This window comes from Streptomyces polyrhachis (assembly GCF_042663125.1).
GTDB lineage: Bacteria > Actinomycetota > Actinomycetes > Streptomycetales > Streptomycetaceae > Streptomyces > Streptomyces polyrhachii.
This window is the reverse complement of sequence record NZ_JBHSZO010000022.1, coordinates 33,391-55,245: the sequence shown is the minus strand read 5'-3', so window position 1 is coordinate 55,245 and position 21,855 is coordinate 33,391. Positions and strand designations below refer to the sequence as shown.

22 protein-coding genes are annotated in these 21,855 nt (G+C 73.6%); 7 read left to right on the top strand and 15 right to left on the bottom strand.

Features of this window, described 5'->3' with window-relative positions; all coding sequences use genetic code 11:
* Window positions 1–331 precede the first annotated feature (331 nt).
* Complete coding sequence (locus ACFQLX_RS15575) at window positions 332–1,120, bottom strand: DUF4232 domain-containing protein (protein ID WP_386415441.1); 789 nt, start codon at window positions 1,118–1,120, stop codon at window positions 332–334.
* A 210-nt stretch (window positions 1,121–1,330) separates the two neighbouring features.
* Between ACFQLX_RS15575 and ACFQLX_RS15570 the strand changes: the two genes are divergently transcribed.
* Window positions 1,331–2,668: a helix-turn-helix domain-containing protein gene (locus ACFQLX_RS15570; RefSeq protein WP_386415438.1), complete on the top strand. Its 1,338-nt coding sequence runs from the start codon at window positions 1,331–1,333 to the stop codon at window positions 2,666–2,668.
* A 126-nt stretch (window positions 2,669–2,794) separates the two neighbouring features.
* Here ACFQLX_RS15570 and ACFQLX_RS15565 read toward each other — a convergent pair whose 3' ends face one another.
* The gene (locus tag ACFQLX_RS15565) at window positions 2,795–5,317 is read right to left on the bottom strand and encodes an ATP-dependent Clp protease ATP-binding subunit (protein WP_386415436.1); all 2,523 of its coding nucleotides are present in this window, start codon (window positions 5,315–5,317) and stop codon (window positions 2,795–2,797) included.
* Between the two features lie 488 nt (window positions 5,318–5,805).
* On the opposite strand from ACFQLX_RS15565, the gene ACFQLX_RS15560 reads away from it, so the two are divergent.
* Window positions 5,806–6,426, top strand: a complete 621-nt coding sequence (locus tag ACFQLX_RS15560) for a hypothetical protein (RefSeq protein ID WP_386415433.1) — start codon at window positions 5,806–5,808, stop codon at window positions 6,424–6,426.
* Between the two features lie 113 nt (window positions 6,427–6,539).
* On the opposite strand, the gene ACFQLX_RS15555 is transcribed toward ACFQLX_RS15560, so the two are convergent.
* The 13 genes from ACFQLX_RS15555 to ACFQLX_RS15495 all read right to left on the bottom strand — a co-directional run bounded on the left by ACFQLX_RS15555 (window position 6,540) and on the right by ACFQLX_RS15495 (window position 18,078).
* A complete protein-coding gene (locus ACFQLX_RS15555; RefSeq protein ID WP_386415431.1) occupies window positions 6,540–6,875 on the bottom strand; it encodes a histone-like nucleoid-structuring protein Lsr2 in 336 nt (111 codons plus the stop codon).
* 167 nt (window positions 6,876–7,042) lie between these two features.
* Window positions 7,043–7,576, bottom strand: coding sequence for an amino-acid N-acetyltransferase (locus ACFQLX_RS15550; protein ID WP_386415428.1), 534 nt, complete (start codon window positions 7,574–7,576; stop codon window positions 7,043–7,045).
* A 9-nt stretch (window positions 7,577–7,585) separates the two neighbouring features.
* Window positions 7,586–8,038, bottom strand: coding sequence for a BlaI/MecI/CopY family transcriptional regulator (locus ACFQLX_RS15545; protein ID WP_386415425.1), 453 nt, complete (start codon window positions 8,036–8,038; stop codon window positions 7,586–7,588).
* A 96-nt stretch (window positions 8,039–8,134) separates the two neighbouring features.
* On the bottom strand, window positions 8,135–8,317 hold the full coding sequence (locus ACFQLX_RS15540; protein WP_386415423.1) for a hypothetical protein: 183 nt from the start codon (window positions 8,315–8,317) through the stop codon (window positions 8,135–8,137).
* Between the two features lie 91 nt (window positions 8,318–8,408).
* Complete coding sequence (locus ACFQLX_RS15535; RefSeq protein ID WP_386415420.1) at window positions 8,409–8,594, bottom strand: hypothetical protein; 186 nt, start codon at window positions 8,592–8,594, stop codon at window positions 8,409–8,411.
* Window positions 8,595–8,925: 331 nt separating this feature from the next.
* Window positions 8,926–9,729, bottom strand: coding sequence for a type III pantothenate kinase (locus ACFQLX_RS15530; RefSeq protein WP_386415417.1), 804 nt, complete (start codon window positions 9,727–9,729; stop codon window positions 8,926–8,928).
* On the bottom strand, window positions 9,729–10,832 hold the full coding sequence (gene nadC / locus ACFQLX_RS15525) for a carboxylating nicotinate-nucleotide diphosphorylase (protein WP_386415414.1): 1,104 nt from the start codon (window positions 10,830–10,832) through the stop codon (window positions 9,729–9,731). Before nadC ends, ACFQLX_RS15530 begins: the two co-directional genes overlap by 1 nt.
* Window positions 10,829–12,688 carry an L-aspartate oxidase gene (locus tag ACFQLX_RS15520; RefSeq protein WP_386415411.1) on the bottom strand — a complete coding sequence of 620 codons (1,860 nt, stop codon included), beginning with the start codon at window positions 12,686–12,688 and terminating at the stop codon, window positions 10,829–10,831. Before ACFQLX_RS15520 ends, nadC begins: the two co-directional genes overlap by 4 nt.
* On the bottom strand, window positions 12,685–13,620 hold the full coding sequence (gene panC / locus ACFQLX_RS15515; RefSeq protein WP_386415409.1) for a pantoate--beta-alanine ligase: 936 nt from the start codon (window positions 13,618–13,620) through the stop codon (window positions 12,685–12,687). Before panC ends, ACFQLX_RS15520 begins: the two co-directional genes overlap by 4 nt.
* Window positions 13,621–13,670: 50 nt before the next feature.
* Complete coding sequence (locus tag ACFQLX_RS15510) at window positions 13,671–14,591, bottom strand: Rossmann-like and DUF2520 domain-containing protein (RefSeq protein ID WP_386415406.1); 921 nt, start codon at window positions 14,589–14,591, stop codon at window positions 13,671–13,673.
* A 355-nt stretch (window positions 14,592–14,946) separates the two neighbouring features.
* Window positions 14,947–15,630 (bottom strand): response regulator, encoded by a 684-nt coding sequence (locus ACFQLX_RS15505; RefSeq protein WP_386415404.1) that lies wholly within the window; start codon window positions 15,628–15,630, stop codon window positions 14,947–14,949.
* An 84-nt stretch (window positions 15,631–15,714) separates the two neighbouring features.
* A complete protein-coding gene (locus ACFQLX_RS15500) occupies window positions 15,715–16,722 on the bottom strand; it encodes a YdcF family protein (protein WP_386415402.1) in 1,008 nt (335 codons plus the stop codon).
* A 111-nt stretch (window positions 16,723–16,833) separates the two neighbouring features.
* Window positions 16,834–18,078, bottom strand: a complete 1,245-nt coding sequence (locus tag ACFQLX_RS15495; RefSeq protein WP_386415400.1) for a sensor histidine kinase — start codon at window positions 18,076–18,078, stop codon at window positions 16,834–16,836.
* Between the two features lie 127 nt (window positions 18,079–18,205).
* Between ACFQLX_RS15495 and ACFQLX_RS15490 the strand changes: the two genes are divergently transcribed.
* The 5 genes from ACFQLX_RS15490 to ACFQLX_RS15470 all read left to right on the top strand — a co-directional run bounded on the left by ACFQLX_RS15490 (window position 18,206) and on the right by ACFQLX_RS15470 (window position 21,821).
* On the top strand, window positions 18,206–19,195 hold the full coding sequence (locus ACFQLX_RS15490) for an SAM-dependent methyltransferase (RefSeq protein WP_386415397.1): 990 nt from the start codon (window positions 18,206–18,208) through the stop codon (window positions 19,193–19,195).
* A 38-nt stretch (window positions 19,196–19,233) separates the two neighbouring features.
* The gene (gene folP / locus ACFQLX_RS15485) at window positions 19,234–20,100 is read left to right on the top strand and encodes a dihydropteroate synthase (RefSeq protein WP_386415395.1); all 867 of its coding nucleotides are present in this window, start codon (window positions 19,234–19,236) and stop codon (window positions 20,098–20,100) included.
* A 214-nt stretch (window positions 20,101–20,314) separates the two neighbouring features.
* A complete protein-coding gene (gene folB / locus ACFQLX_RS15480) occupies window positions 20,315–20,677 on the top strand; it encodes a dihydroneopterin aldolase (protein WP_386415392.1) in 363 nt (120 codons plus the stop codon).
* A 38-nt stretch (window positions 20,678–20,715) separates the two neighbouring features.
* Window positions 20,716–21,315 (top strand): 2-amino-4-hydroxy-6-hydroxymethyldihydropteridine diphosphokinase, encoded by a 600-nt coding sequence (gene folK, locus ACFQLX_RS15475; protein ID WP_386415390.1) that lies wholly within the window; start codon window positions 20,716–20,718, stop codon window positions 21,313–21,315.
* Window positions 21,316–21,368: 53 nt separating this feature from the next.
* On the top strand, window positions 21,369–21,821 hold the full coding sequence (locus ACFQLX_RS15470) for a DUF3180 domain-containing protein (RefSeq protein ID WP_386415536.1): 453 nt from the start codon (window positions 21,369–21,371) through the stop codon (window positions 21,819–21,821).
* Window positions 21,822–21,855: the final 34 nt, after the last annotated feature.

Below are 21,855 nucleotides of genomic sequence, written 5' to 3'. Positions count from 1 at the left end.
CTTTACGAGGCCCCAGGAGGGCGCCACCCCCCTCCAGGCGCGACACCTACCACCCCGCTTGCCCTGCAATCACAGGGGATCCGGCGCCATGGACGAACGACACCCCCCGCACCCGGTCTTTCGACTCAGGTGCGGGGGGACGAAAGTCCCAGCCATAGGTCCCTAATCGGAACTAATCTCCTTCGTAGGCTGAATTTCGACGTGGCGCACACCACTCACAGGTAAAGACAAAGCAGCTCGCGGCAGGACTTCCGCCGTTTCCGGCGGGACTTTATGCCGTCCCACCGGGACTTTGGTCCCCGGCCCGCGCCGGGCCGGGGACCAGTACGGCTCAGGACTGGACGTTCGCACCGGCCGCGGAGGCCGCCGCGTCCGCGACCGTGGCGCGGTAGAGGCCCAGGCGGGGCTGCATGACGGCGGCGCCGGGGTCCAGCGGGAAGACCTTGGTCTCGGCGTCCGGCAGGTGCTCCCCGTCGGCGAGCACGTTCAGCTCGTCGAGACCGGCGCCGGAGGCGCCCCCCTCGGGGTCGAGGTCCAGCACGGCGTACGCGGTCTGCCCGGCGTACAGCGCATAGGCCGGGGCGCCGCCGAGGCCGCCGGGGATGAGCGGGGTGATGTTGCCGCTGCGCTCCTGGGCGTCGGAGCTGCCGATGGAGACCAGGGGGTAGTAGCTGAGGCCGCAGGACTTCGCACCCGTGTTGCGGACGGCGATCACGCGCTGCGTCGGGTGTCCGGAGCGGGTGGAGACGCGCACGGTGATCTGGGCGCCGGCGCAGGGGTGGCGGTAGGCGTAGCTGTCGCTGGTGGCGTCCCCGGAGCCGGTCGCGGTGCCGGTGGTGCCCGTCGTGGTGCCGCCGCTCTTCGTACCCGTACCGCCGGTGCTGCCCGTCGTCGTACCCGCGCTCCCGGTGGTGCCCGCCGTGGTGCCGGTGGTGCCCGTGCCGCTGTCCTGCGCGCCGCCGTCGGTGGCGGCCGGCGCCTCGGCCGGCTTGGAGGCGGCCGGGGAGGCGGCCGTGCTCTTCGCCGCGGGGGACTGGGCGTCGGCCGAACCGCAGGCGGTCAGCGTCAGAGCGCCCAGGGCGAGGACGGCTGCGGAGGCGAGTGCGGACTTCGTGGTCATGTGGGTTCCCTCGTCGTGATCGGCCGGTGTCGCCACCGCCCTTGATCGGTTGATGACGCCACCCTGCGGCCGCTTCCGTCCCACGTGCCACAATTTACGGACCAGGGGGGAGGCTGGAACGTTTCTTACGGTCCTGACCTGCGGAAACACCACCGCCTGGAACGCCGGGGTGGAATGCCCGCGGCCGGGCGGAACGACGGGGAGAGCAGCGTGGCAACGCACACCGAGGACTTCGCGGCACGGCTGCGCGAGCTGAAGGAGCGCTCCGGGCGCAGCTACGGCATGCTCGCCAAGCGCCTGCACGTCAGCACCTCGACGCTGCACCGCTACTGCAACGGCGCCGCCGTCCCCGCCGACTACGCCCCCGTCGAGCGCTTCGCCCGCGTCTGCGGCGCGACCCCCGAGGAGCTGGTGGCGCTGCACCGCGCCTGGCTCCTCGCGGACGCGGAGCGCCGCGGCGAGGGAACGGCGGAGGCGGCCCCGGTGGAGGCAGCACCGGTGGAAGAGTCAGCATCGGAGCCGGCGCAGGCTCCCGCCCCCCGCACGCCCGACCCGCAGCCCCCCGCTCCCCCCACTGCCGACCACACCCCGCAGCTCGCCCCCGTGGGCGACCTGCTCACCTCGGACACAGATCGCGCGACCGCCCCCGGCCGGCGCCCGCGCCGCCTCGTCCTGATCGCCGCCGCCGTCGCGGCCGTCGTCGCCGGGAGCGCCGGCGTCGCCGCGCTGGCCTCCGACGGCGATCCGGGGCCCCGTACGGCTGCGAGCGCCGATCCGACCGCGGCCGAGAACGGCGTACAGCCGCACGGCTCGGCCTCCTCGCGGGCCGCCACCTCGCCCCCGCCCGCGACCCCGGGCCCCGCGCCCTCCACCGGCCGGCCCGGCAGCCCGCCGCCCACCAAGACCCCCAAGAAGACCGGCGGCCCCGCCCCCCTGCACGTCAACGTCCTGTCGAACAACTGGGACAGCCCCTGCGACCAGTGGTTCCTGATGGACAAGCCGCCCGCCGAGGTGCCGCCCCCGCCCACCACCCAGCAGGCCGGCGCCTGGGCCTCCGTCCTGGGCGGCGTCCCCGCCGACCGCCTGCGCCTGCAGCTCACCGCGCAGGGCGACAGCGCGCAGACCGTGGTGCTGCACGCCCTCTACGTCCACGTCGTCGGCAAGCGCCCGGCTCCCCCCGGCAACGTCTACACCCCGGGCTCCGGCTGCGGCGGCATGCTGGAGCCGGCCTCCTTCGCCGTGGACCTGGAGGCCGCCGAGCCCCGGCCCAAGCCGGTCGCGGGGATGGCGGACGACGGGAGCAAGGTGTCCTCCGACTTCCCGTACAAGATCTCCGCCGACGAGCCGCAGGTGCTGAGCGTGGACGCGGGCAGCGTCAGCCGCGACGTCAGCTGGTACCTGGAGCTGGTCTGGAGCAGCGGCGACCGCGAGGGCACGATCCGCATCGACGACCACGGCCGCCCGTTCCGCACGATCGGGGTGAAGGACCGTCCGGCGTACTACTACGACGGCAAGACCTGGGGCCCGTCCTCGGTGGACGACTTCTGAGCGACCCGGCCCGCGGCACCTCCCGTACGGGTACGGGGCCCCGCCGCCGGAAGAGCCCCCCGCACACGCCGAAGGGCGCCTCCCCCACCGGGGAAGGCGCCCTTCGTCAGCTGTCCTGCCGGAGGCTTACGCCTCCTTGGTCAGGTTCGGCCCCGGGCCGCCGGCGGCGGCGACCGGCGGGGCGTCGGGCAGCGTCGACTTCTCCTCGCCGCGGAAGGTGAACTTGGCGGCGTCGCCCTCACCCTCCACGTCCACGACCACGATGTGGCCGGGGCGCAGCTCGCCGAAGAGGATCTTCTCGGAGAGGGTGTCCTCGATCTCCCGCTGCACCGCGCGGCGCAGGGGACGGGCACCCATGACCGGGTCGAAGCCCTTCTTGGCCAGCAGGCTCTTGGCCTCGGTGGAGAGCTCGATGCCCATGTCCCGGTCCTTGAGCCGGTTGTCCAGCTCGTTGAGCCGCAGGTCCACGATCTCGATGATGTCCTCCCGCGTGAGCTGGTGGAACACCACGATGTCGTCGACGCGGTTCAGGAACTCGGGCCGGAAGTGCTGCTTGAGCTCCTCCGCCACCTTGACCTTCATCCGGTCGTACCCGGTCTTGACGTCGCCCGCGGCGGCGAAGCCGAGGTTGAAGCCCTTGGAGATGTCCCGGGTGCCGAGGTTGGTGGTCATGATGATGATCGTGTTCTTGAAGTCCACGACCCGGCCCTGGGAGTCGGTCAGGCGGCCGTCCTCCAGGATCTGCAGCAGCGAGTTGAAGATGTCCGGGTGGGCCTTCTCGACCTCGTCGAACAGGACGACCGAGAATGGCTTGCGGCGCACCTTCTCCGTCAGCTGCCCGCCCTCCTCGTACCCCACGTAGCCGGGGGGCGAGCCGAAGAGGCGCGAGACCGTGTGCTTCTCGGAGAACTCCGACATGTCGAGCTGGATCAGCGCGTCCTCGTCCCCGAAGAGGAACTCGGCGAGCGTCTTGGACAGCTCCGTCTTACCGACACCCGAGGGGCCCGCGAAGATGAACGAGCCACCCGGGCGCTTGGGGTCCTTCAGACCGGCGCGGGTACGGCGGATCGCCTGGGAGAGCGCCTTGATGGCGTCCTTCTGGCCGATGACCCGCTTGTGGAGCTCGTCCTCCATGCGCAGCAGACGCGAGGACTCCTCCTCGGTGAGCTTGAAGACCGGGATGCCCGTGGCCGTGGCCAGGACCTCGGCGATCAGCTCCTCGTCCACCTCGGCGACGACGTCCATGTCGCCGGCCTTCCACTCCTTCTCCCGCTTGGTCTTCGCGGCGAGGAGCTGCTTCTCCTTGTCGCGCAGGCCCGCGGCGAGCTCGAAGTCCTGGGAGTCGATGGCCGACTCCTTCTCCCGGCGCACGTCGGCGATCTTCTCGTCGAACTCGCGCAGGTCCGGCGGGGCGGTCATCCGGCGGATACGCATCCGGGAGCCGGCCTCGTCGATCAGGTCGATCGCCTTGTCGGGGAGGAAGCGGTCGGAGATGTAGCGGTCGGCGAGCGTGGCGGCGGCGACCAGCGCGGAGTCCGTGATGGACACCCGGTGGTGCGCCTCGTAGCGGTCGCGCAGACCCTTGAGGATCTCGATGGTGTGCTGCAGCGAGGGCTCGGCGACCTGGATCGGCTGGAAGCGGCGCTCCAGCGCGGCGTCCTTCTCCAGGTGCTTGCGGTACTCGTCCAGCGTGGTGGCGCCGATGGTCTGCAGCTCGCCCCGCGCCAGCATCGGCTTGAGGATCGAGGCGGCGTCGATCGCGCCCTCGGCGGCACCCGCGCCGACGAGCGTGTGCAGCTCGTCGATGAACAGGATGATGTCGCCGCGGGTGCGGATCTCCTTGAGGACCTTCTTCAGGCGCTCCTCGAAGTCACCGCGGTAGCGCGAGCCGGCGACCAGGGCGCCCAGGTCGAGGGTGTAGAGGTGCTTGTCCTTGAGGGTCTCGGGCACCTCGCCCTTGACGATCGCCTGGGCCAGGCCCTCGACGACGGCCGTCTTGCCGACACCGGGCTCACCGATCAGCACCGGGTTGTTCTTCGTACGGCGCGAGAGGACCTGCATCACGCGCTCGATCTCCTTCTCGCGCCCGATGACCGGGTCGAGCTTGGATTCGCGCGCGGCCTGCGTGAGGTTGCGGCCGAACTGGTCCAGGACGAGCGAGGTCGAGGGCGTGCCCTCGGCCGGGCCGCCGGCGGTGGCGGCCTCCTTGCCCTGGTATCCGGAGAGCAGCTGGATGACCTGCTGGCGGACCCGGTTGAGGTCGGCGCCCAGCTTCACGAGGACCTGGGCGGCGACGCCCTCGCCCTCGCGGATCAGGCCGAGCAGGATGTGCTCGGTGCCGATGTAGTTGTGGCCGAGCTGAAGGGCCTCGCGCAGCGAGAGCTCCAGCACCTTCTTGGCCCGGGGGGTGAAGGGGATGTGACCGGACGGGGCCTGCTGGCCCTGGCCGATGATCTCCTCGACCTGCTGGCGAACCGCCTCGAGCGAAATCCCGAGGCTCTCCAGGGCCTTAGCGGCGACACCCTCACCCTCGTGGATCAGACCCAGAAGGATGTGCTCGGTGCCGATGTAGTTGTGGTTGAGCATCCGGGCCTCTTCTTGGGCCAGGACGACAACCCGCCGCGCGCGGTCGGTGAACCTCTCGAACATCGTTATCGCTCCTCAGAGCGGTCAGGCAGTAAGGGGTCGGTCCCCTCCCTGTCCTTCCGCAGCTTAGTCCCGCAAGCGGGGACCGCTCATTCCAACTGCCGACACCCGGACGCTTACTCCCGAAGACTCCCGGAGTCTCCAGCGCCGTAACCGCCGACACCTGCTCCAACCTGATGGTGCGGAATGATGTTCCCGCAGGCCAGGTGAATACGCTCATTGCCGCTACGCCGATGGCGAACGCCACTCCCGGAGACACCGTGGACGTACCGCTCCCACGAGGAAGTTCTACCCTTCGGGGACCCGTCTCCATGCGATTTCCGCCCGGCTTCCCTGCGCTACGGGCGAACAGGCGTCCGCCCCTCGGGACGACCGGGCGGACTCAGCGCGTCCGCCCGCCTGCGGTACGTAACCGCCGAAGGGCCCGGGCAGTTGGGTCTGACATGAGGCACGCCGCCCGCAGCACGCCCGCGTTGTTCGCTGAGAGCGCTATGCCCCACGCTCCCGGAGCGCCCCCGCCGACCGCCGGCCGACCTCCCGGCGGCCTCCCGGCCGTCGATCCCCCGGCTGCCGACCCCCTGGCCGCCGTCCCCCGGCAGCGCGAGCCGCTGGACGCGGCCGCCGGCGTCGGGTTCGGGCCCGGCGACTGCGATGTGCTGCGGATGCCGGCGGCTGCGGGCTTCGCGGTGCTGGGGCGGCGGCTGCGCACCGGGCCGGTGGCGCTGACCGCCGGCCGGTGGGCGCGGGCGACGCGCAGCGTGTGCTTCCTGCTGGCGCCCGAGTCCGCCGCGGAGCTGCCCGGCCTGCTGCGCTGGCTGGAGTGGGGGGAGCTGCCCCTGGAGCTGCGGGCGGGAGCGGCGCGGCCGGGCGAGTTCACCGGCGCCGTCTGGCTGCGGCCTCCCACGCCGGACGCCCTGCGCCGGCTGCCCGCGCTCACGCTGGGGCCGGCGGGCGGCGCGGGCGCGACGTCGGCCGGGGCAGCGGGCGCGCCCGATCTCGTGCGGCTGGTCAGCGCCGCCGCCACCGCCTGCCACCGGTCGCGGCTCTTCGCGTCCGCGCGACCGGGCCCCGTACCGGACCGGGAACGGGAAATGCGCGGGGGCGCATCCTGACCCCCTCCCGGTTTCCGCCGGGGAAGGCTCGAATACGCCCCACGCCACTGCCGCATCGCCACGTCGCGCTCCCGCCGGGCCGTCCGCATTCCGGACCCGGCGCGCACAACGCGTTATCCGAGGCCGTGTGCCTTGTTGTACGCCTCGCGCACGGCGGCGGGGACCCGGCCTCGGTCATTCACGTCCTGGCCGTTCTCCTTGGCCCAGGCGCGAATCTTCGCGGTGTCCTCACTCCCGCCGGCAGCGGCACGGACCTTGCGCCCGGCGGCGCGCCCACCCGTACGCCGGCCCTTCGCCGTGAACGGCTCCAGCGCACTGCGCAGCTTCTCGGCGTTGGCGGTGGTGAGGTCGATCTCATAGCTCTTGCCGTCAAGCGCGAACGTCACGGTCTCGTCCGCCTCGCCGCCGTCGAGGTCATCGACAAGAAGGACCTGAACCTTCTGTGCCACGGGGCTTCCCTTTCATCGAAAACAACGAGTACTGGCGAAAGCAAAGCGCCTTTTCGGGAAAAACACAAACCCTGGCGCAGAACCCGGCACGGGATTGCCCGCAAAATGCGTGCGATTCGGACATAGCGCACCGGGTTCCGGTGATCTGCTGCGGCAATCGCCACCGGTCAATAGAGTTGCAGCAGCATCCGAGTGTTACCCAGGGTGTTCGGCTTCACGCGCTCCAGCCCCAGGAACTCCGCGACGCCCTCGTCATACGAACGCAGCAGCTCGCCGTAGACATCCGTATCCACCGGGGTCTCACCGATCTCGGTGAAGCCGTGCTTCGCGAAGAAGTCCACCTCGAACGTCAGGCAGAAAATACGGCGCACGCCCAGCCAGCGCGCCGTCTGCAGCAGCTTGTCCAGCAGCAGGTGGCCGACGCCGCCCTGCCGGGCGCCGGGGTCCACCGCCAGGGTGCGCACCTCGGCGAGGTCCTCCCACATCACGTGCAGCGCCCCGCAGCCGACGACCTGCCCGTCCTCGTCCCGCTCGGCCACCCAGAACTCCTGGATGTCCTCGTAGAGGGTCACCGTGGGCTTGTCGAGCAGAATGCTCCGGCGCGCGTACTCGTCGAGCAGCCGGCGCAGCACCGCGACATCGGTCGTGCGGGCTCTGCGGACGGTCACCGAGGGGGAATAGCGGGGAGCGGTCTCACTCATGACCGGACGTTATCGCCCGGGAGGCGGCGAACCGTCCGCGGGGCCCTCGGCGGCGGGTCCGCCGGCATTACCGGAGGCGGGGGCGGGAGCCGCGTCGGGGGTGTCGGTGGACACGACGCGCATGGCGTCGCGCAGCGCCTCGCGCTGTTCCGCGGACATCATGCCGAAGAAGGCCACGAGCGCCCCCGCCGCGTATCCGCTGGCGGCCCACGCCTCGTTCATCAGCGCCGCCGAGTAGGCGGGCCGGGTGGACACCGCCTCATATCGATAAGCGCGGCCCTCCGTACTGCGCCGGAGCCAGCCCTTTGTGTGGAGGTTGTCCATGACGGTCATGACCGTCGTATAGGCGAGGGAACGGTCCTGCTGGAGATCCTCCAGCACTTCCCGGACCGTGACGGGGCGGTTCCACTGCCACACCCGCGTCATGACGGCGTCTTCGAGCTCTCCCAAAGGGCGGACCACGTGTGCACGATACCCAAGCCGTCGGGGAAAGCGCGCCGATACGGGCGCCCGGGGGACTTCCCGGGGGGACTTCCGGAAGGACTTCCGGGAAGGCGGCTAGGAATCCAGGCTCTTCTGCCGCAGTGCGCCGGCCTGCGCGGCGGCGGCGTGCGCCTGGTCGACGGCGGCGTCTTCCTTGGCCTTGTTCGGGCCGCCCTGGCTCTTCACGATCCGCATGATGAGGAAGGTGAAGAAGACCGCCATCACGGCGGGGGGCACCACTGCGGATACGTAGTCCATGGCTCCCAGCGTACGCCGGACAGGGCAGCGCCCCGGTCGGCGGGGGCGTCGTCCGGGGCGCTGCGGTCGGGGGTGCGGGGAGTGCGCGGGCTCAGGCCGTACGGGCCTCGGTGAGCGTGTGGTCCGCCGGGGGGCGGTGGTCGCGGCGGTGCCCCGGGGGGAAGACCTCGGACGGGGTGGGGACGGGGCGGCGGCCCGGTCCGCCCGGCCCGACGGGCACCGCCGGCGACTGGGGGCCCCTGCTCGGGGCCGGCTGCTGCGTCGTCTCCTCGGACATACGACCTCCCGGAAGTGCGATGAGCGGACGCCCGCGCGCGACGTCACGTGCGGGCGGAATCACCCGACAACCTCTCAGCCGCGCCCCGCGCCGCCAGGCTCTCGCACCGGCGGGGCATGGACAGCCCCTCCGGACCGAAGATCAGACCGCCTCGCAGACCGTATGGCGTCGGCATAATCCGACTTTAGGCCCCTACGGGGTGATCGCGCGTGAGGCGCGCGCTCACCTGTCCGCCTCCGGGCGGGTCGCACCCCCGAACCGCTACCCTGCCCCGCCCCCGTCCCACCCCGGCTGCCACTCGGCCGAACCCACCCACCCGGCCTGCCCGTATTCACTTCCCCGGTCGAGCCACATTCCTTTCGTAGACCAGGCGCAGGCCGATCAGGGTGAGCCAGGGCTCGTGCTCGTCGATGACCGTGGAGTCCGCCAGCATCATCGGGGCCAGGCCGCCGGTGGCGATGACCGTGACGTCGTCCGGATCGTCCGCCAGCTCCACGGCCATCCGGTTGACGATGCCGTCGACCTGGCCCGCGAAGCCGTAGAGGATGCCGGACTGCATCGCCTCGACCGTGGTCTTGCCGATGACGCTGCGGGGGCGGGCGATCTCGATCCGGCTGAGCTGCGCACCCCGTACGCCCAGGGCCTCGGTGGAGATCTCGATGCCCGGGGCGATCACCCCGCCCACGTACTCCCCGCGGGCACTGATCGCGTCGAAGGTCGTGGCCGTACCGAAGTCGACGACGACGCACGGGCCGCCGTACAGCTCGACGGCGGCGCGGGCGTTGATGACCCGGTCCGCGCCGACCTCCTTGGGGTTGTCCATCAGCACCGGCACGCCGGTCTTCACGCCCGGCTCGACCAGCACGGAGGGCACGTCGCCGTAGTAGCGGCGGGTGACCTCGCGCAGCTCCTGCAGGACCGAGGGCACGGTCGAGCAGATCGCGATGCCCTCGATGTTGTCGCCCAGCTCCTCGCCGAGCAGCGGGTGCATGCCCATCAGGCCCTGGAGGAGTACGGCCAGCTCGTCGGCGGTGCGGCGGGGGTCGGTGGAGACGCGCCAGTGCTCGACGATCTCCTCACCGTCGAAGAGGCCCAGGACGGTGTGGGTGTTGCCGACGTCGATGGTCAGCAGCATCAGGCGTGCTCCCCTACGGCTTCTGCGCCCTCTCCCTCGGGGGCCTCGGGGGCCTCCGCGACGAGGTCCAGGCCGATGTCCAGGATCGGCGCGGAGTGGGTGAGGGCGCCGACCGCGAGGTAGTCCACGCCCGTCTCGGCGTAGGCGCGGGCGTTGTCCAGAGTGAGGCGGCCGGAGGACTCCAGGATCGCGCCGTCCCCGGCGTGCGTACGGGCCAGGGCGACGGCCTCGGCGGTCTCCGCCGGGGTGAGGTTGTCCAGCAGGATGAGGTCGGCGCCCGCGTCGAGGGCCTCGCGGACCTGGTGCAGGGTGTCGACCTCGACCTCGACGGGGAGGTCGGGGAACTCGTCGCGGACCAGCTTGAACGCCTCGGCGACGCCGCCGGCAGCGAGCACGTGGTTGTCCTTGACGAGGGCCGCGTCGGAGAGGGACATGCGGTGGTTGACGCCGCCCCCGGCCCGTACCGCGTACTTCTCCAGGGCGCGCAGGCCCGGGGTGGTCTTGCGGGTGTCGCGGACCTGCGCGCCCGTGCCCTCCAGGGCGTCGGCCCAGCGGCGGGTGGCGGTGGCGATGCCCGAGAGGCGGCACAGGAGGTTGAGGGCGCTGCGCTCGCCGGTGAGCAGGTCGCGGGTGCGGGTGCGGACCGTCAGCAGGACCTGGCCGGCGGTGACGCGGTCGCCGTCCTCGACGTGCCGGTCGACCTCCAGTTCGTCGGTGCAGACCACGGAGAGCACGGCCTCGGCGATGTGCAGGCCGGCGACGACGCCGTCCTCGCGGGCGGTGAACTCGCCGGTGCAGACCGCGTCCTCGGGGATCGTCGCCACGGTGGTGACGTCCACGCCGTTGTCGAGGTCCTCCTCGATGGCGAGGTGGGCGATGTCCTCGACCTGGACGGGGTCCAGGCCGGCGTCGGCGAGGAGCTGGGCGAGGTCGGGGTCGAGGCCGCACTCCAGGGGGTGGTGCTCGTAGACCTCGCCGGCGTCCGTCCCGCAGCCGCAGGCGGCGCCGCAGCCTCCGCCGTCGTCGTCGGTGCCGGGTCGGCCGCCCAGGGGCAGCAGGGTCAGTTCTACGGGCTGGGGGCGGTCGGGCGTGGGCGTGGTCACTGGGACTCCTGGGTGGCGGCGGCGTGCGGGCGGGCGGGGGCGGCGAGCTGTGTCTCGGGCGTCTCGGGCCTGGTGGGCGGGAACGCCGTCGACTCGGTGGCGGTCATCCGCAGCGAGCCGTCCGGGGCGAGGGTGACGAGGAGGTGGTGGCGCTGCGCCTCGTCGCTGTCGGGGTGGTCCTCGCGCCAGTGGCAGCCGCGGGTCTCCTCGCGGCGGGTCGCGGTGGCGGCCAGGACGCGGGCGACGAGCAGCAGGTTGGCGGCCTCCCAGGTCTCCACGCAGGGGAGGCCGGGGGTGGTCAGGGCGGTGGCTGCGAGGGTGCGCTCGGGCTCGCGGCGCAGGTGCTCCAGTTCCGCGGTGGCGGTGGCGAGGCTCGATCTGCTGCGGAGGACGCCGGCGCCCCGGGTCATGGTCCGCTGGATCGCGGCGCGGGCCTCGGGGGGGAGGAGGCGGTCGCCGGGGAGGGTGGGGGGTGGGGGGGCTTTGGTTCCGGCTTCTGCTTCTGCCGCTGCTTCGGCTTCGGCTTCGGCTTCGGCTTCGGCTTCGGCTTCGGCTTCGGCTTCGGCTTGGGCTTCGGCTTCGGCTTCGGCTTCGGCTCCCGCGATACCGCCCACCACCACGTCCTCCGCGATGCGCTCCGCGAAGACCAGGCCCTCCAGCAGGGAGTTCGACGCCAGGCGGTTGGCGCCGTGCACCCCCGTGCAGGCCGTCTCGCCGCAGGCGTACAGGCCGGGGACGGTGGTGCGGCCGCGCAGGTCGGTGCGCACCCCGCCGGAGGCGTAGTGCGCGGCCGGGGAGACCGGGATCGGCTCGGTGACCGGGTCGATGCCGTGGTCGCGGCAGGCGGCGAGGATCGTGGGGAAGCGGGTGGCCCACATCTCCGCGCCGAAGTGGCGGGCGTCGAGGTACATGTGCTCCGCGTCCTGCTCGCGCATCCGCCGCATGATCGCCTTGGCGACGATGTCGCGGGGCGCCAGCTCGGCCAGCTCGTGCTGCCCGAGCATGAAGCGCTCGCCGGCCGCGTCGACCAGGTACGCCCCCTCGCCCCGTACCGCCTCGGAGACCAGCGGCTGCTGGCCCTGCGCGTCGGGACCCAGGTGCAGGACCGTGGGGTGGAACTGGACGAACTCCAGGTCCGAGACCTCCGCCCCGGCTCGCAGTGCGAGGGCGACGCCGTCGCCGGTGGAGACGGCCGGGTTGGTGGTGGCGGAGAAGACCTGGCCCATGCCGCCGGTCGCCAGCACGACGGCGGGGGCGTGCACCGCGCCGACGCCGTCGCGGGCGCCCTGGCCCATCATGTGCAGCGTGACGCCCGCCGTGCGGCCCGCCCCGTCCTTGAGCAGGTCGAGGACCAGGGCGTTCTCGAACGTCGCGATACCGGCCTCGCGGACCGCCTCGACCAGGGCGCGGGAGATCTCCGCGCCCGTCGCGTCGCCGCCCGCGTGGGCGATCCGGCGGCGGTGGTGGCCGCCCTCGCGGGTGAGGGCGATCGCGCCGGCGGCGTCCTCGTCGAAGTGGGCGCCGGCGGCGATGAGCCGCCGCACCGCCTCGGGGCCCTCCGTGACCAGCAGGCCCACGGCCTTCTCGTCGCAGAGCCCGGCGCCCGCGACCAGGGTGTCGGCCAGGTGCTGCTCGGGGGTGTCGCCCTCGCCCAGGGCCGCGGCGATGCCGCCCTGGGCCCAGCGGGTGGAGCCGTCGTCGAGGTGCGCCTTGGTGACCACGACGGTACGCAGCCCCGCGGCGCCGCAGCGCAGCGCGGCGGTGAGACCGGCCACCCCGGAGCCGACGACGACCACGTCGGCCTCGATGGACCAGCCGGGGGCGGGGGCGGTGAGGCGTATACCGGTACCGGTCATGCGGGGCCTCCGGCGTGGGTGTCGGGGGTGGGTGGGGCGGGTGGGCCGGGAAACGTCAGGCGGACGTTGTCGATGAGCCGGGTGGCGCCCACCTTCGCCGCCACCGCCAGCACCGCCTCGCCCGTGTGGTCCCCGGCGATCTCCGTGAAGTCCGCCGGGTCGACCAGCGCGAGGTAGTCCAGGGCCGGCGGGGGGTCGAGGCGGGCCGCCTCCGCCAGCACGGCGCGGGCCGCTGCCCGTACCGCCGCCGGGGTGGCTCCCGTACCGCCGTCCGCCGTCGTCAGCGCCTCGCGGCCCGCGAAGAGCGCCCGGGAGAGGGCCAGGGCGGTGGTGCGCTCGGCGGGGGCGAGGTAGCGGTTGCGGGAGGAGAGGGCGAGGCCGTCGTCCTCCCGTACGGTGGGGGCGCCGACGATCTCCACGGGGAAGTTCAGGTCGCGGACCATCCGGCGGATGAGCGCGAGCTGCTGGGCGTCCTTCTCCCCGTAGAACGCGACATCGGGCGCGGTGAGGTGGAGGAGCTTGGCGACGACGGTGAGCATGCCGTCGAAGTGGCCTGGGCGGGAGGCGCCCTCCAGCCGCTCGCCCATCGGGCCCGCGGTGATCCGCACCTGCGGCTCGCCGCCCGGGTAGACCTCCTCGACGGCCGGGGCGTAGACCACGTCGGCGCCGGCCTCCGCCGCCAGCCTCAGGTCCGCCTCCAGCGTGCGCGGGTAGCGCTCCAGGTCCTCGCCCGCGCCGAACTGGAGCGGGTTGACGAAGACCGTGACCGCGACGCGGCCGTTCTTCACCCGGTCGCGGGCGGCGCGGATCAGGGAGGCGTGGCCCTCGTGCAGGGCGCCCATGGTCATCACGACGGCCAGTTCGCCGCTGCGGGCGGACCGTGCGGCCGCGTACTCCCGCTCCGTGCGGGCCAGGGCGGGGGCGGGTGGCATCGGGGGCCTCTCGGCTTCGTGGGTCCCGGCTTCGGTTCCGGCTTCGTACGTCACCGGCGGGCTCCGTCCGCGAGGACGTCCAGCAGGTCCTCGGCCAGCTCCGGCTTGAGCAGGCCGGCCGCCAGCGCCCGGTCGGCGGTGGCGCGCGCCATCGCCAGATAGCCGGCCACCGCGCCCGGGGCGTGGGTGCGCAGCTGCTCGATGTGCGCCCGTACCGTCCCGGCGTCCCCCCTGGCCACCGGGCCGGTCAGCGCCGCGTCGCCGCTGCGCAGGGCGTTGTCCAGCGCCGCGCCCAGCAGCGGGCCCAGGACCCGCTCGGGGGCCTGCACGCCGGCCTTCTCCAGCAGCTCCCTGGCCTGCGCGACCAGCGTGACCAGGTGGTTCGCGCCCAGGGCCAGCGCCGCGTGGTAGAGCGGGCGGGCCTCCTCCGCGATCCACTCCGGCTCGCCGCCCATCTCCACCACCAGCGCCTCGGCGGCGGGGCGCAGCTCCTCGGGCGCCGTGACGCCGAAGGCGCAGCCGGCCAGGCGCTGTACGTCCACGGCGGTCCCGGTGAAGGTCATCGCCGGATGCAGGGCCAGCGGCAGTGCGCCGGCGCGGACCGCGGGGGCCAGCACCGCCGCGCCGTACCGCCCCGAGGTGTGGACGAGCAGCTGGCCGGGGCGGAACGCGCCGGTGGTCGCCAGGCCGTCCACCAGGCCGGGGAGCACGTCGTCGGGGACGGTCAGCAGCACCAGGTCGGCGCGGGCCAGCACGGTGGCCGGGTCCGTGATCTCCGCGTCGGGGAGCAGCGTCTCCGCGCGGGCGCGTGAGGCGGCGGAGACCGCGCTGATCGCGACCGGGTGGTGGCCGGCCAGCTCCAGCGAGGCCGCCAGGGCGGGGCCCACCCGGCCGGCGCCGATGACGCCTACGCGCAGGCGCGCGGGCTTTTCGCCGGGGGCGTCCGGGGGGGGTGGCGGGGTGGGGGTCACGGGGGCCTTCCGTTCCAGTCCTCTGGGGTACCGGACTTCTCGTCAATCGTACGCGAGGGGGTGGAGGGGTGCTGGGTGTGGGCGAGGTCGCCTCGCGCATCGGGGGTGGGGTCTCTTCGCGTTCGCGCTTCCGTGGGGCGGGGTGCTTCGCGTCGCTGGGGCGGGGGCTTCGTGCTTGTGGGGCGGGGCCTCTCCGCGACAACTCCGAAAAGCCATAGGGATTGACTTGCCATCGGTCGATTTGCTGCTCTGTCGGGGGCCTGCGTTGCGGTGCGTCTTTTCGGAGTCGTCGCTCCGGGCCCCTCCCACGGGTGGGCGGGTGCGGGTGCGCTCGGTGTGCGTTCTTGGGGTGGGGTCAGCCTCCGGCTCGGACCAGGCCCGTTTCGTAGGCTAGGACTACTGCTTGGACTCTGTCGCGCAGGCCCAGTTTGGTCAGGATGCGGCCTACGTGGGTTTTGACCGTTGCCTCGGAGAGGACCAGTCGGGTGGCGATCTCGCCGTTCGACAGGCCCTGCGCCACCAGGAGGAGGACCTCGTGTTCGCGGTCCGTGAGGCGGGACAGGCCCGGGTGCGCCTTTTCGCCTGTGGTGGCCGGCATGATCGCCGCGAAGCGGTCCAGGAGGCGGCGGGTGGTGGAGGGGGCCACCACCGCGTCGCCGCGGTGGACCGCGCGGATCGCCGTCAGCAGTTCGTCCGGGGGGACGTCCTTGAGCATGAAGCCGCTGGCGCCCACGCGCAGGGCCGAGAAGGCGTACTCGTCCAGGTCGAACGTGGTCAGGATGAGCACCTTCGGGGCGTCGTCGCCCCCTGCGCAGATCTGGCGGGTCGCCTCCACGCCGTCCATGCGCGGCATCCGTACGTCCATCAGCACCACGTCCACCGGGGTGGTGCGCAGCACCTCCAGCGCCTGGACGCCGTCCCCCGCCTCGGCGACGACCTCCATGTCGGGCTGGGCCGCCAGCACCATGCGGAAGCCCGTGCGCAGCAGCGCCTGGTCGTCTACGAGCATCACTCTGATCCGGTCCGCGCTGTCTCCCATACCGGTCAGGGTACGGACGTCGCGCAGCCGCGGGCATCAGCCCCGGGGAGGGGCCGCGTACCTCTGTGGGCGGAGAGGCGGCGGTCAGCCCGTCGCCCACGCGGAGAGCGCCACCGCGCCGACGATCGCCACGCAGACCGCGAGGTTGGCCTTCCTGTGCAGGGAGAGGAAGGCCAGGAACTCGCGCATCACCGCGGTCGGCCAGTAGTACGCGGCCGTCGGCGCGCTCAGCACCTGCGCCTTCAGGCCGAGCCGGCGGGAGAGGAGCGCGGCGCGCAGGGCGTGGAAGTTGTTGGTGACGACCAGGCTCGGGCCCGGGAAGCCCTTCTCGTCCAGCAGGCGGCGGCTCAGCTCCAGGTTCTCGTACGTGTTGCGCGAGGCGTCCTCCAGCAGCAGGCGGTCGCCGGGGAAGCCGCGGGCGCGCAGGTAGTCGGCCATCGCGCGGGCCTCGGAGATCCGCTCGTCGCCGCCCCGGCCGCCGGAGACCACCAGGACCGGTTCGCCGTCGGGCGGCTTCAGCGCGTCGAACGCCGTCCGGCCGCGCTCCAGCCTGGCCGCGAGCAGCGGGGTCACCCGTTCGCCGCCCGCCAGGCCGGAGCCCAGCACGATGACGCTCTGGGCGTCCTGGCGGGTGGGGAAGTTGCCGTACAGGACGCCGTAGAGGACGAAACTGGTGAAGAGGAAGGCGAAGTAGCCCAGGAGCAGGGCCACTGCCACCGCGGTCGCCGTCAGTGCCACCTCGCGGGCCAGGAGCGCGGCGCCCAGGAGGGCGAGGGCGCCGATGATCAGCACTCCGGCCAGCAGGGAGAGCAGGTGGCCCAGGGAGCGGCCCTCGCGGCGTACCACGGTGATCCCGTTGGCGATCAGTCCGACGGCCAGGAGGAGCGAGGCCGCCAGCGGGAGCAGCAGGACCGTCCAGCCCACCAGTGCGCTCCAGCCGCCGCCGCGCTCGTCCAGCAGCACCAGGGCGTAGAGCGTGAGCAGCGAGAGGGCCAGGCCCAGGAAGACGGCGTTGCGGAAGCGGCGGCGTTCTTTGCGCATGCTGAGCGCGAAGAGGGTGAGGAAGGCGCCGCTGCCGAGGAGCAGGTACATACGGCGCAAAGTAGTCGCTGGGTGGGGGGCTGGCACCCCGGGCGGAATGTCCTGCTGGGTGGGGGCTGACACCCCGGGCGGAACATCCTGCTGGGTAAGGGCGGCCGGCTCTCAGGCCGCCCACGGCAGTGGCAGCAGCGCGGTGACCCGGAAGCCGCCGCCTGGGCGCGGGCCCGCGTCCAGGACGCCGCCGACCATGCCGACGCGCTCGCGCATGCCGATCAGGCCGTGGCCCTGGCCGTCCTCGCCGCCCTCCTCGTACAGTTCGCGGCCCGCGCCGCGGCCGTCGTCCTCGACCAGCAGTTGCACGCCGTCCTCGCCGTACGTCAGCCGCACCGTCGCCCCGGCCTGCGGGCCGCCGTGCTTGCGGGTGTTGGTCAGCGCCTCCTGGACGATCCGGTACGCGGTCAGCTCCACGCTGCTGGGCAGCTCGCAGGGCGTGCCCTCGACCGTGAAGTCGACCGTCAGACCGGCGCCGCGGACCTGCTCCACCAGCTCGGTGAGCTGCTCGACGCCGGGCTGGGGGACGTACGCCGCGCTGCCGGGGGCGCCCTTGCCGCGCTCGTCGGTCCGCAGCACGCCCAGCAGCCTGCGCATCTCGGTGAGGGCCTGGCGGCCGGTGGCGGAGATGGTCGTCAGGGCGGCCTTGGCCTGGTCGGGGGCGGTGTCCAGGACGTAGGCGGCGCCGTCGGCCTGGACGACCATGACGGAGACGTTGTGCGCGACCACGTCGTGCAGTTCGCGGGCGATACGGGCGCGCTCGGCGGCCACCGCGATCCGCGACTGCGCCTCGCGCTCCCGCTCCAGCCGGTGGGCGCGCTCCTCCAGCTGCGCGTAGTAGGCGCGGCGGGTGCGCATCGAGTCGCCCAGCACCCAGGCCATCAGGAACGCCACCGTCATGAAGACCACCGAGGCGATCATGCCCGCGAGGCTCTGGCCGCGCTCGGGCCAGCGCAGCTCCGCGATGGTGGGGGCGAGGGCGCCGCCGATCAGCGCCCAGCGCGAGGCCCAGGTCACGTCGCGGGCGGCGGCGGTGAAGATGACGATGAGCATCGCGAAGTTCGCCGGCGACCACCAGGTGTCGAAGGCGAGCTGCAGCAGTCCGAGCACCGTGACGGTGACGACCATCGCGCTGGGCCAGCGGCGGCGCAGGGCGACGGTGGCGCAGTACCCGAGGGCGATGGCGGCGGCGACGCCGATCTGCAGGTCGCCGCGCGGGATGTGCTCGCCGCCGCTCTGCTGGGGGTGGATGGTCAGCGCAACGAAGAACATGCTGGACATCAGCCCCAGGCACAGGGCCCAGAAGCTGTCCACCAGCGTCGGGTGGCGCCGCAGGAAATCGTATACGCGTTGCACGTCACCCAGGGTAGGCACGGGGAGGCTCCCGCAGAGTCCGCCGGGGGGCCGATCCCTGGGCGATACGTGTACTGCTCAGGTTGGACGCCCCGTACGACGCGGGGCCCCCTCCCCCTACCCTGTCCCCGTGACCGGTGACCAGTGGCAGCGATGGGGCGCGGCGGCGCACCGCGCGCTCTACGGGCCCGACGGCTTCTACCGCCGTCCCGGCCCCGGCCCGGCCGGCCACTTCCGCACCTCCGTCCACGCCTCGCCGCTCTTCGCGCGGGCCGTGGCGGCCCTGCTGCGGCAGGTCGCCGAGGGGCTGGGCTCGCCCGCCTCGATCGACCTGGTGGACGTGGGCGCCGGACGCGGCGAGCTGCTGACCGCGGTGCTGGAGCTGTACGAGGGCCCCGGCACCGTCCGCCCGTACGCCGTGGAGCTGGCCGACCGCCCGCCCGGCCTGGACCCCCGGATCGACTGGCGGGCGTCGCTCCCGGCCGGGGTCACCGGGCTGCTCTTCGCCAACGAGTGGCTGGACAACGTACCCCTGGACCTCGCGGAGGCCGGCGGCGACGGCACCCTGCGCTACGTCGAGGTCGCCCCCGACGGCCGGGAGCGGCCCGGCGCGGCGCTGACGGAGGCGGACGCGACGTGGGCGGCGCGCTGGTGGCCCGCCGCCGCCCCCGGCGAGCGCGTGGAGCTGGGCGCCCCCCGCGACGCGGCGTGGGCGGCGGCGCGCGGCGCCCTGGACCGGGGTCTCGCGGTGGCGGTCGACTACGCGCACACCCGCGCCGGCCGGCCCCCGTACGGCACCCTCACCGGCTTTCGCGCCGGCCGCGAGGTGGCGCCCGTCCCCGACGGCGGCTGCGACCTCACCGCCCACGTGGCCCTGGACGCCTGCGCCGGCCCGGGCGCGCGGCTGCTGCCGCAGCGCGAGGCCCTGCGGGCCCTGGGGGTGAGCGCCGCCCGGCCGCCGCTGGCGCTGGCGTCCGCGGATCCGGCGGAGTACGTACGGGCCCTGTCCCGCGCCTCCCAGGCGGCCGAGCTCCTCGACCCCGCGGGCCTGGGCGCCTTCACGTGGCTGGCCGAGGCGGTCTCGGCGCCCCTGCCGCCGGCCCTCGCGGCCCCCGCCTGAGCGGCGCGCCCGCCGGGGTGCCCGCATACCCTGGCGGCATGAACGACGTACGTGGCCAGGTGACCGGACTGCCCGCATGGAACCGCTGCGCGGTGATGGGCGTGGTGAACGTCACCCCCGACTCGTTCTCCGACGGCGGCCTGTGGTTCGAGCCCCGGACGGCGGTCAAGCACGGCCTGCACCTCGCCGCGCACGGCGCCGACCTGGTGGACGTCGGCGGGGAGTCCACCCGCCCGGGCGCCGTGCGCGTGGACGAGGCGGAGGAGCTGCGCCGCGTCATCCCCGTGGTGCGCGGGCTGGCACAGGCCGGGCTCACCGTCTCCGTCGACACCATGCGCGCCCGCGTCGCCGCCCGCGCCGTCGAGGCCGGGGCCGCCCTGGTCAACGACGTCTCCGGCGGCCGCGCGGACGCCGACATGATCCGCGTGGTGGCGCAGGCCGAGGTCCCGTTCGTCGTCATGCACTGGCGCGGGCAGTCCGTCGACATGAACGACCGCGCCGTCTACGGCGACACCGTCGCGGAGGTCACCGCGGAGCTGGCCCGCAGCGTCGAGGCGGCCGTCGCGGGCGGCATCGCGCCGGAGCGGATCGTCGTGGACCCGGGCCTGGGGTTCGCCAAGCGGGCCGAGCACGACCTCGCGCTGGTCGCCGGCCTGGACCGGCTGCGCGCCGCGCTGGGCCGCCCGCTGCTGGTCGCGGCCTCCCGCAAGCGCTTCCTGGGCCGCGTCCTCGGCGACGGCGGGGCGGCGCCCCCGCCCGCCCGCGAGCGCGACGCCGCGACGGCGGCCGTCACCGCGCTGGCGGCGCGGGCCGGGGCCTGGGCGGTGCGCGTCCACGAGGTACGGGCCTCGGCGGACGCGGTCCGTGTCGCGCGCGCCCTGGAGGATGTCGCGGACGGCCGCTGACCCCGGGCGGACGATCGCCCTCCGCCCGTACCGGTGCGTCCGTTCGGGTCGTCCTCCGCCGGGGTAGGGGTGCCGCAGGCCCGTACGGGGTAAGCGCCGCCGAGGTCACTCCCCGGGGGGCTGTCAGCGCCTGCGGGTAGCCTCGCGTACAAGCCGAATGTTCGCCCGCTGGTTCGAGCGCGTTCATTCCCGAGGAAAGGTCCGGCCGCACACGATGGACAAGGTCGCCCTGCACGGGCTCAGAGCCAGAGGGCACCACGGCGTCTTCGCGCACGAGCGCGAGGAGGGTCAGACCTTCGTCGTGGACGTCGAGCTGTCCCTGGACAGCCGCCCCGCGGCGGCCGGTGACGACCTCGCGCGGACCGTGCACTACGGCGTGGTCGCCGAGGAGGTCGTGGCCGTCGTCGAGGGCGAGCCCGTCGACCTCATCGAGACCCTGGCCGAGCGCATCGCCGCGCAGTGCCTGAAGCACGGGGCGGTGCACGAGGTGACGGTCGTCGTCCACAAGCCGGACGCGCCCATCACGGTCCCGTTCGACGACGTGACCATCACGATCACCCGCGGCCGCCAGGGCTGACGCCCGCACCCCGTCCCCCCACCCGCCACCACCCGAGGATGCGCATGAACCGCAGCGACCCGACCGTGCAGCCCGTGCCCCTCTCCGTCGTCCAGCAGGTGGACGCGGCCGACGCCACCCTGCACAACCCGAAACGGGCCGTCCTGTCCCTCGGCAGCAGCCTGGGCAACAGGCTGGAGACCCTGCAGGGCGCGGTCGACGCGCTGGAGGACACCCCGGGCGTGCGGGTCAAGGCCGTCTCCCCGGTGTACGAGACGCAGCCGTGGGGCGTCGAGCCGGGCAGCCAGCCCTCGTACTTCAACGCGGTCGTCGTGGTGAAGACCACCCTCCCGCCGTCCTCGATGCTGGAGCGCGCCGGCGCGATCGAGGAGGCGTTCGAGCGGGTGCGCGAGGAGCGCTGGGCGCCGCGGACGCTGGACGTGGACATCGTGGCCTACCAGGGCGTCGTCTCCGACGATCCGCAGCTCACGCTGCCGCACCCGCGCGCGCATGAGCGCGCCTTCGTGCTCGTACCGTGGTACGACGTGGAGCCGGCGGCGGAGCTGCCCGGCCACGGGCCGGTCGCGGAGCTGCTCCGGGTCGTCGGCGACGAGGGTGTGGCGCCGCGGCCCGATCTGGAGCTGCGGCTGCCGGAGTGACGGCGGTCGGTATCGGATTCGGCGGGCGAAGGGCGCGAGGCGGCGTGGGGCAGATGAGGATCGGGGTGCTGGCCGGGCTGTTCGCCGTGGCCGGGGTGCTGGGCTGGGCGGTCGCCCGGCTGTGGAGCCAGCTGGGGACGCTGCCCGGCGTGCCGGTCGCCGCGCCGGTGGTGCTGGCGCTGATCGCCACGGTGCTCCTGGCCACCGCGCTCTCGCTGCGGGCCCGGCTGGCCGCCCAGCGCGAGCGGGAGGCGGGCGCCAAGGGCGTCGACCCGCTGATGGCGGCGCGGGCGGTGGTGCTCGGGCAGGCCAGTGCGTACGTCGCCGCGCTGGTGGCGGGGCTGTACGGCGGGTGCGCGGTCTTCCTGCTCATCGACGGGGTCGCCGGGCGCGGGCAGCAGGTGCTGTACGCGGGGCTGGCCGCGGCGGCGGGGTGGCTGGTGATCGCGGCGGCGTTCCTCCTGGAGCGCGTGTGCCGGCTGCCGGATGACGACGACCTGCGGTAGACGGCGGCCGGTGCGCCGGTCACCGCCCCGCGGG